The 2,269-nt window shown below is 78.7% G+C and carries 2 protein-coding genes and 1 pseudogene; 1 reads left to right on the top strand and 2 read right to left on the bottom strand.

Annotated features, from left to right (window positions below):
* On the bottom strand, positions 1–976 hold a 976-nt coding region (locus tag ABEB16_RS21795), incomplete at its 3' end, for an MFS transporter (protein WP_345714263.1).
* A gap of 103 nt (positions 977–1,079) precedes the next feature.
* Between ABEB16_RS21795 and ABEB16_RS21790 the strand changes: the two genes are divergently transcribed.
* Positions 1,080–1,898, top strand: a complete 819-nt coding sequence (locus ABEB16_RS21790) for an NAD-dependent epimerase/dehydratase family protein (RefSeq protein WP_345714262.1) — start codon at positions 1,080–1,082, stop codon at positions 1,896–1,898.
* A gap of 91 nt (positions 1,899–1,989) precedes the next feature.
* Here the strand turns inward: ABEB16_RS21790 and ABEB16_RS21785 are convergent.
* Positions 1,990–2,269: pseudogene (locus ABEB16_RS21785) on the bottom strand (hypothetical protein); the annotation flags it as partial.

The raw sequence follows: 2,269 nt of genomic DNA, 5'->3' as shown, positions 1-2,269 counted from the left end.
CCCCGCTGATCATCACGGGCGAGATGCCCGCCCCCGTGACCAGCAGCGCCCCGGCCAGCGCCACCGGTGAGCCCGCCAGCGTCGTGAGCACCGCACCGGCGCCGAAGACGGCGGTCCCCGCCACGAGCAGGTCCCCGGGGGGCCGGCGCCAGGACACCGCGCCGAAGACCACACCGGCGAGCAGGCTCGCCACCGCGAACACCGCCAGCACCGGCCCCGCCGCGGTCGGCCGCCCCAGGGCGGCGGTGAGCGCCACCGTCGACAGGTCGACGGACCCGAACACCGCGCCGAGCAACCCGAAGGTCACCACGAGGACCCGCACCCCGGGCAGCGCCCACACCGACCCCGCGTGCCGGCCACCGCCGCCGGGACCCGCGGGCGGCTCGCTGCCGCGCTGCAGCAGGAGCAGGGGGTAGCCCACCGCGGTGCCGGCCAGCGCCAGCAGCACCCCCGCCGCCGGGTGCACCTCCACCGCGAGCAGCGTCACCAGCACCGGGCCGGTGATGAAGAGGACCTCGTCGAGCACGGACTCCAGCGAGAACGCCGTGTGCAGCCGCGGGGAGTCGCCCAGCAGGTGCGACCAGCGGGCCCGCGCCAGGGAGCCCGGGGCGCCGAAGCCGAGCCCGGCCAGGGCCGCGCAGCCGGTGGCCACCACCAGCGGCAGCCCCGCCAGCACGACGGCGACGAGCGCGACCACACCGCTGACGTGCACCGCCAGGAGCGGCCACATGACGCGCGCCTGCCCGCGGCGGTCCACCAGCCGCCCCAGCCACGGCGAGAGCAGGGCCTGCGGCAGCGTCCAGCCCGCCGCCACCGCCCCGGCGCCGAGGTAGGAACCCCGTTCGAGGGACACGAGCAGCACGATGCCCAGCGCGAGCGTCGACATGGGCAGCCGGGCCAGCAGCGCCGCCGCGGAGAACGCCGCCGCGCCCGGCCGGCGGAGCACGTCGGCGTAGGCGCTCAGCACGCGACCCATCCCACCACCACCCGTGCACCGGTGCAGACCGCGCGCGACCGGGTAGGGGACGGGCAGCGCGGGGTGCCGAGGGGGCGCGCCGCACGGCGAGAGGGGTGGACGGGTGCAGCGGCTGCTCATCACGGGCGCGAACGGGACCATCGGGCGTTTCCTGGTCGAGCGGATGGCGCGGGAGGACCGCCTGCTGCGCCTGCTCGACCTGGGATTCGACGAGGGCGTCGAGCCCGGCCCCCGCACGGAGCTGGTGCCGGGGTCCGCCGACGAGCTGGAGGTCGTGGCGGCGGCCTGCGCGGGCGTCGACGCGGTCGTCCACATGGGCGGCATCGCCGGCGAGGCGCCCTGGGACGACGTGCTGCGGGTCAACGTGCACGGCACGTGGTGCGTGCTGGAGGCGGCGCACCGGGCCGGGGTGCCGCGCGTCGTGCTGGCCTCCAGCAACCACGCGGCGGGCATGCACGGGCGGCACGAGGCGCCCGCCGGCGGCCTGCCCGCCGACGTCGTCGCGCGGCCGGACACGTACTACGGCTGGAGCAAGGCGGCGCTGGAGCAGCTCGGCCGGCTCTACGCCGACCGCTGCGGGCTGGACGTCGTGGCGCTGCGCATCGGCCACTGCAGCGCCGAGCCCGCCGGGGTGCGGGCGCTGTCGAACTGGCTGTCCCCCGACGACGCGGCCCGGCTGGTGGAGGCGGCCGTCGCCACCGGCGCCCGGGGCTACCGGCAGGTGTGGGGCATCTCCCGCAACACCCGCCGCTGGCTGTCGCTGGCGGAGGGGGAGGAGATCGGGTTCTCCCCCGTCGACGACGCGGAGGTGTTCGCCGAGCGGGTCCTGGCGGAGGCGGGCGGTCCGGGTGACCCGGGCGACCCGGAGCTGGAGCTGGTGGGCGGCGACTTCCACGACGAGCCGCTGGGCGGGCGGGGCTGACGCGCCGGGGCGGGGACGCACGCGGGGCGGGGACGTCCGGCGCCGCGACACCGGTGTGCCGCGTGCCGGACGTCCCCGCCCCGGGTGGCGCTCAGGCGTGGGTGGCGCCCACCCCGGGCCGGCCGTCGAGGTCGCCGTCGGCGGGGACGTGCCCGTCCGCGCCGGCGTGCCGCCCGTGCGGGGCGCCGGCCCCGGGCCCGACGACCGCCTCGACGGCGGCCGCGTCGAGGCCGAGGTGCCGCAGCCGGGCCAGGGCGGCGTCCAGCTCGTGCCGGAGCACGTCCTCGCGGCGGGTGGTCTCCTCGGCGAGGGCGGCGAGGGACCCGCGCACCCGCTGGGCCTCGCGCACGGCCTCGCGGACGAGCTGGTCG

It is taken from the genome of Kineococcus glutinatus, from assembly GCF_039542765.1.
GTDB classification, from domain to species: Bacteria; Actinomycetota; Actinomycetes; order Actinomycetales; family Kineococcaceae; genus Kineococcus_A; species Kineococcus_A glutinatus.
Note: the sequence above shows the minus strand (reverse complement) of the source record. Positions and strands in the feature narration are given on the sequence as shown.